This is a genomic window from Saccharomonospora halophila 8 (assembly GCF_000383775.1).
Lineage (GTDB): Bacteria > Actinomycetota > Actinomycetes > Mycobacteriales > Pseudonocardiaceae > Saccharomonospora > Saccharomonospora halophila.
In genome coordinates this window covers 81060-87672 of sequence record NZ_KB912483.1, presented here as the reverse complement: position 1 = coordinate 87672, position 6613 = coordinate 81060, and the positions used below count along the sequence as shown (strand labels likewise).

Sequence of the window (6613 nt, the reverse complement as noted above, 5' to 3'; positions counted from 1 at the left end):
CGCCCGCGACGACTGCCGTTCGCCAGGCGCCGCGCGGCCTGACGCCCTCGTCGCCACGCGGCGACCGACCGCCGGGCACGACCGGCGCGAGAGGTCAAGACCTGTGTGATCTACGTCAACGCCACCGAGGGCGGTGAACCGCCGGGCACCCGGCCGCGACCACTGACCCGAACCGCGCACGACCACTGCGCGCAGGACAGGGATGTGGTGATATGAGCCTCGGCGGAAACGCCCGTACCCACCGTGCCGAGACACCTCCGGACACCGTCGCGGAAGCGGTCCCGACACCCGACACCGCACCACGCTCGGCCCGGAACGGCCTGCGGGCGTTGCTGTTGCGCCTGCACTTCCACGCCGGTGTGTTCGTCGCCCCGTTCCTCGTCATCGCCGCGCTGAGCGGCCTGCTCTACGTGTTCACCCCACAGCTCGACGAGATGGTCTACGACGACGTCGTCCACGTTCCGGACGCTGCGACGTCGCTACCGCTGGCGGAGCAGGTGCGTGCGGGCACGGCCGCGCGCCCGGACGACACGCTGATGGCGGTCCGGCCCGGTACCGCCGGCACCGACGCGACACAGGTCATCTTCGAAGCACCCGACCTGCCGCCGAGCTACCGCCGCACGGCGTTCGTCGACCCGCACACCGGGGACGTGACCGGGGTGTTGGAGACGTACGGCAGCGGACAGGCGCTGCCGATCCGTGCCTGGGTGGACAACCTGCACCGCGGCCTGCATCTCGGCGACGCCGGGCGCCTGTACAGCGAACTGGCCGCCAGTTGGCTCTGGGTCGTCGCGGCCGGTGGTGCGGTCCTGTGGATCAGCAAACGTCGCCGGCGGAGCCTGCTGCGGCCGGAACCCGGCGCCACGGGCCGGCGCAAGGTCCTGTCCCGGCACGGTGCGACCGGCTTGTGGATCGCTCTCGGCCTGGTCTTCCTCTCCGCCACCGGACTGACCTGGTCCCAGTACGCCGGGGCGAACATCGGTGACGTGCGGGCCGCGCTGTCCTGGGAGACACCCGCCGTCTCCGCCGAACTCCCCGCGTCGGCGGGGTCCGCGGCCCCGGGCGACGCGGGTGTGGATGACGGCGCCCCGGCCGGAACCGGCGCGGACGTGGGGTGGGACCGGGTCGTGCGGACCGCCCGTGACCACGGGCTCGGCGGCGACATCGAGGTCCTGCCCCCGGACGGCGCCGGCGCGGCCTACGTCGTCCAGCAGACGGGCAGGCAGTGGCCGTCCCAGCAGGACTCCGTCGCGATCGACCCGGCGAACGCGCGGGTTGTCGAGACGCTGCGCTTCGAGGACTATCCGCTGATCGCCAAACTCGCCCGCTGGGGCATCGACGCGCACATGGGCCTGCTGTTCGGCTGGGTGAACCAGATCGTGCTCGTCGCCCTGGGACTCGGCCTGCTCGGCGTGATCTTCTGGGGCTATCGGATGTGGTGGCTGCGCCGTCCGCGCCGGGGCACGCGGGGCGGGTTCGGCAGACCTCCGGCACGGGGCGCCTGGCGGCGGGTGCCCGGCACGGTACTCACGCCGCTGATCGTGGTGGTGGCGCTGATCGGCTACTTCGTACCGTTGCTCGGCGTGTCCCTGCTGGGGTTCCTGGCCTGGGACGCGCTGCTCGGGTGGCGCGCGCGACGGTCGGGAGGTGCGCGGCGGCGGACGGCGTCGTGATGCGGCCCCCGATGGTGTCTTGATTACCGAACGCATCCGCGTCATGATCGACGGTCGTGCGTCCGGTCCACGGACGCGGACCGTGAAGGGTGGTCACAGACGACGATGGCGGCGACGCTCGAACCCGGTGTCGAATACGTGGTGCTCTGCGGGACCGGGCACGAACCCGTGGGATTCGCGCCCAAGGCGGAGGTGCACCACACCTCCACACCGCTGCACCTGGCCTTCTCCTGCTACCTCTTCGACACCGACGGCGCCTTCCTCGTCACCCGCAGGGCGCGGTCGAAGAAGACGTGGCCGGGCGTGCGGACCAATTCGTGCTGCGGCCATCCGAAGCCGGCCGAGCATCCCGCGGATGCCGTGTCGCAACGCCTGAACGAGGAGCTCGGCATCGCGGTCGACCGGGTCGAACTGGTGCTTCCCCGGTTCGCCTACGAGGCCACGATGCCGAACGGCGTCCGGGAGAACGAGGTGTGTCCCGTCTACCGGGCGGTGGTGGACACCCGGCCCGTGCTGCGGCCCGATCCGGCGGAGGTGGACAGCACCGGGTGGGTCGACTGGTCCGCGTTCGTCGACGAGGTGCTCGCCGACCCGGAGTCCGTCTCCCCCTGGTGCGCACAGCAGGTGACCGCGCTGCACCCGCTCGGACCGGACCCGCTGCGGTGGCCCGTGGCCGACGACGCGGAGCTGCCCGCCGCCGCCCGGGAGCCGCTGGTACCGCACGACTGAGCCGCGTCCCGACCGGACCGAATCCGGTCGGCGACCACCGGAAAGAAGGAGGTCACGACGCACGGTCAGGGGTGGCTGACCGTGCACGTCCCGGATAAGCCATGATCAACGTCTGGTAAGAGCAATTTCGGCACGTGATCGGTGGCTGTCGACCGCGACCTCGCCCGTCCGCGCGACCTCCGGCACCGGTTCGTCAGCGCTTCGTGGAGCACAGTGAGCAAAGAGGACAACCCCAGTGACGGTCGGCAGAAGTCGATCCGGAAGCGACTGACCGGGACGGTCCTGGTCCCCAGTGTCGCGCTCCTGGTGATGTGGACGGTGGTGTCGGTCTACTTCGTGGCGGACGCCATCTACGTCCGTACGGTCGCCTCCAGCGTGCAGGAGGTCTCGATCCCCGCCGTCACCACGCTGAGCGCGGTTCACGAGGAGCGCAGGCTCAGTCTGGTGTACCTGGCCGAGCCCGAGGCCGAGCTGAGCGAGCTGCAGCAGCGGCAACGGGAGATCGACTCGACACTGAGCGAGCTCCGGGAGGCGATGGACTCGGTGCGTGGCCTCGTCCCGGACGAGATCGCAGCCCGGATGAGCAGGCTGGAGGCCGGCCTCGACGAGCTGTCCCGGGTCCGCGCGGAGGTCCACCTCAGGACGATCTCGGCGGAGGAGGTCGACAACTTCTACAACGAGGTCACCGACACCGCCGCGGACCTGTTCGACGCCCAGGCCCGTGTCGTGCCGGACGTGACCGCCACCCAGGGCGCGCTCGGCGCCACCGACCTCTTCCGGGTGTCCGACAAGATGTCGCGTGCCGCCTCCCTGGCCTCCGGCGCCCTCGCCCGCGGCGCGTTCGGCGAGTCCGAGCACCTGCGCTTCTCCCAGCTCATCGGCTCCTACCGGTCCGGCCTGGAGGAGCAGGCACCGTACCTGCGTGGGACGGCGACGGAGACCTACAACGGCCTGACCTCCGCGTCCTCGTGGCAACGGCTGCACAACGCCGAGAACGCGCTGATCGGGCAGGGACCCGGTCCGATCGAGCTCTCCGGTGGGACCCGAATCGGCGCGAACGAGTGGCGTCAGCTCACCGAGGACGTCTCGCAACGGCTGGCCACGCTCACCGTGCAGCAGGCCGACACCGTGTCGACGCAGGCGTTGAACGACGCCAACGGGAACCTGCGCAACGTCATCCTCGGCAGTGTGGCGGCGCTGCTCGCCGCCGTCGCCTCGATCGTCGTCGCGGTCCGGGTCTCCCGGACCCTGGTGGACCGCACGCTGATGACCCGGCTGGAACGGCTGCGCGGCGACGCGCTCGAACTCGCCAAGACCCGCCTGCCGACCATCGTGCGGCGTCTCGGCAACGGCGAACACGTCGACGTGGACGCCGAGATGCCGCGGTTGGACCACGGCCGCGACGAGATCGGCCAGGTGGCCGAGGCGTTCAACATCGCGCAGCGCACCGCGGTCAACGCGACCGTCAGCGAGGCGAAGGCCCGCGCGGGTGTGAACAACGTCTTCCTCGGCATCGCCCACCGCACCCAGGGCCTGGTGCACCGCCAGCTGCGGATCCTGGACCGGATGGAGAGCCGCGAGGAGAACTCCGAACAGCTCACCGGGCTGTTCCAGCTGGACAACCTGGCCACCCGCGCCCGGCGCACCACCGAGAACCTCATCATCCTCGGCGGCAAGCACCCCGGCCGCCGGTGGCGCAAACCGGTCGCGCTGGTCGACGTGCTGCGGGCCGCGGTCTCGGAGACGGAGGACTTCTCCCGGATCGAGGTGGACGAGGTCCCGGACGTCTCGCTCATCGGATCGGCCGTGGCCGACTCCATCCACCTGGTCGCCGAGCTCGCCGACAACGCCACCTCGTTCTCCCCGCCCGGATCGCCGGTCCAGATCACCAGCACCGTGGTGGCCCGCGGCGTGGTCGTCGACGTCTCCGACCGTGGCCTCGGCATGAAGGACGACGTCCGCGAGTGGGCCAACCGGATGATGAGCGAACCACCGGAGTTCGACGCGATGGCACTGCGGGCCGACTCCAGTCTGGGCCTGTTCGTGGTGGCCCGGTTGGCCTCGCGGCTCGGCGTGCTGGTGACGTTCGACTCCTCGCGCTACGGCGGCACCAGGGCGACCGCGCTGATCCCGACGGACATCCTGGCCGGCGGCGACGGACCGAACGGCGGAGATTCGCCGGACAGCACGGAAGCGCACGTGGCCGACCGTTCCGGGGTGCCGGCCGCGACGCCGACGTCACCGGACCAGGCCGGGGATCCGCCCCGGCAGACCCAACCGACCGAGCCGGGAACGGTGATGAACACCGAATCGGATGCCCCACACAACGGCGGGTCGTCGCCGCACCCGACGGCCCCGCAGGCGCCGCGGATGACGGTGACGGCGAAACCGGTGGTCCCCACGGACACCGGGGAGACACCGGAGACGGCGGCAGCGGCGGAGACAGCCGCACCCGCGTCGCCGACCGCACCCAGCGGGCCCGGAACCCCGACGGCGTCCGGGACGACGCCGCGACCGGGGCGCGAGCCGGGTCCGGACCCGTCGGCGACCCGGAACCGGCCCGCCCGACGCCCCCTGCCACAGCGGCAACCCCAGCAGAACCTGGTCGACCAGCTCCGGGACGACCCGGAGGAGGACACCCCCGACTTCGAGGCCGTCTCCGGCAGGACCCGCAGCACACTCTCGGCGTTCCGCAAGGGCACCCGCAGGGGCCGGGAATCCGGGCAGCCGAAGAACGAATCCGACACCGACTGAGACGAAGGGGAAGCGAAACACATCGATGAACGCGAACGGGAACTCCGGCGCTGATCTGAACTGGCTGCTCGACGACATGGTCGAGCGGGTGGTCGGCGCCCAGCACGCCGTCGTGCTCTCCGCGGACGGCCTGCTCATGGGCAAATCGGCCGGACTCGCCAAGGACGACTCCGACCAGCTCTCCGCGATGTCCTCGAGCCTGCAGAGCCTGGCCAAAGGGGTCACCCGGCACTTCGAGCGCGGTCCGGTGTTGCAGACCATGATCGAGATGGAGGAGGGCTACCTGTTCGTCTCCGCGGCGGGGGCGGGTGCCTGTCTCGCCGTGCTCTCCGAGGAGACGGTCGACGTCGAGATGATCGCCTACGAGATGAACCGTCTCGTCAAACGGGTCGGCGACTACATGTCCGCCTCCCCGCGGGCCGCCGCGTCCACGTCCGGCGAGGGGTGAGCGTGGAGGAGGAATGGTACGACGACGACGCCGGACCACTGGTACGGCCCTACGCCATCACCCGGGGCCGGATCCCGGCCTCGGACGCCACGCTGGACCTGTCCACGCAGGTGATGGCCCTGCGGACCACGCGGGAGCCCACCGGGCTCACCCCGGAACACCGCAGCATCCTGGACCTGTGCCGGCAGCCGCTGTCCGTCGCCGAGCTGGCGGTCTACGTGAAGACGCCCATCGCCGTGATCAAGGTGTTGTGCAACGACCTGATCGAACGGGGGGACGTGATCGTGCGCTCGCCCTCCACCCAGCCGATGCAAGCCCCCGACCGTGAACTACTCCAGGCGGTGCTCGATGGCCTCACCAAGCTCTGACGGCGGTTCCGCGGAGAACGTCGTCCCCACCCCCGTCAAGATCGTCGTCGCGGGCGGTTTCGGCGCGGGCAAGACCACCATGGTGGGCTCGGTCAGTGAGATCCCCCCGCTGTCCACCGAAGAACTGATGACCCAGGCCAGCGACGGCGTCGACGACCTCACCGGTGTCGAGACGAAGGGGACGACCACCGTCGCGCTCGACTTCGGCCGCATCACGATCTCGCCGCACACCGTGCTCTACCTGTTCGGCACCCCGGGCCAGGACCGGTTCTGGTACATGTGGGACGAACTGGCGCGCGGCGCGATCGGCACCGTGGTGCTGGTCGACACCCGCAGGCTGGACAGCAGCTTCGCCGCGATCGACTTCTTCGAGCGGCGCAAGATTCCGTTCGTCGTGGCGGTGAACTGCTTCGCCGAGGCCGATTCCTACACCGAGGACGAGATCCGCAAGGCCCTGGCGATCAACGAGGCCATCCCGATGATCTTCGTCGACGCGCGGGAACGCGACCAGAGCAAGCTCGCGTTGATCCGGCTGGTCCGGTACGCGCTGAGCAGGCTGTCCGAACCCGCCGAGCTGAGCGGGGCCGGGTCGACGGCCTGACGGGCGCCACGGCACGGGCGCCCGCGGGCTCCGCCGGCGG

Annotated in this window: 6 protein-coding genes; all 6 read left to right on the top strand. The window is 70.8% G+C overall.

What is annotated here, in order from left to right; genetic code table 11:
- The first annotated feature begins 212 nt into the window (after positions 1-212).
- The 6 genes from SACHA_RS19820 (at position 213) to SACHA_RS0101800 (ending at position 6573) form a co-directional block, all read left to right on the top strand.
- The gene (locus tag SACHA_RS19820) at positions 213-1673 is read left to right on the top strand and encodes a PepSY-associated TM helix domain-containing protein (protein ID WP_019806741.1); all 1461 of its coding nucleotides are present in this window, start codon (positions 213-215) and stop codon (positions 1671-1673) included.
- Positions 1674-1778: 105 nt separating this feature from the next.
- Positions 1779-2402, top strand: a complete 624-nt coding sequence (gene idi, locus SACHA_RS0101820; protein WP_019806740.1) for an isopentenyl-diphosphate Delta-isomerase — start codon at positions 1779-1781, stop codon at positions 2400-2402.
- Positions 2403-2615: 213 nt separating this feature from the next.
- Positions 2616-5156, top strand: coding sequence for a nitrate- and nitrite sensing domain-containing protein (locus tag SACHA_RS0101815; protein WP_028662793.1), 2541 nt, complete (start codon positions 2616-2618; stop codon positions 5154-5156).
- A gap of 25 nt (positions 5157-5181) precedes the next feature.
- Positions 5182-5604, top strand: a complete 423-nt coding sequence (locus SACHA_RS0101810) for a roadblock/LC7 domain-containing protein (RefSeq protein ID WP_019806738.1) — start codon at positions 5182-5184, stop codon at positions 5602-5604.
- Between the two features lie 2 nt (positions 5605-5606).
- Complete coding sequence (locus SACHA_RS0101805; protein ID WP_039737594.1) at positions 5607-5972, top strand: DUF742 domain-containing protein; 366 nt, start codon at positions 5607-5609, stop codon at positions 5970-5972.
- Positions 5953-6573, top strand: coding sequence for a GTP-binding protein (locus SACHA_RS0101800; protein ID WP_019806736.1), 621 nt, complete (start codon positions 5953-5955; stop codon positions 6571-6573). The genes SACHA_RS0101805 and SACHA_RS0101800 overlap by 20 nt, the downstream gene beginning before the upstream one ends.
- Positions 6574-6613: the final 40 nt, after the last annotated feature.

Bases quoted from the DNA above. Each gene is read 5' to 3' on its own strand.
- idi (WP_019806740.1), top strand. From the start codon at position 1,779: ATGGCGGCGACGCTCGAACCCGGTGTCGAATACGTGGTGCTCTGCGGG.
- SACHA_RS0101810 (WP_019806738.1), top strand. From the start codon at position 5,182: ATGAACGCGAACGGGAACTCCGGCGCTGATCTGAACTGGCTGCTCGAC.
- SACHA_RS19820 (WP_019806741.1), top strand. From the start codon at position 213: ATGAGCCTCGGCGGAAACGCCCGTACCCACCGTGCCGAGACACCTCCG.
- SACHA_RS0101800 (WP_019806736.1), top strand. From the start codon at position 5,953: ATGGCCTCACCAAGCTCTGACGGCGGTTCCGCGGAGAACGTCGTCCCC.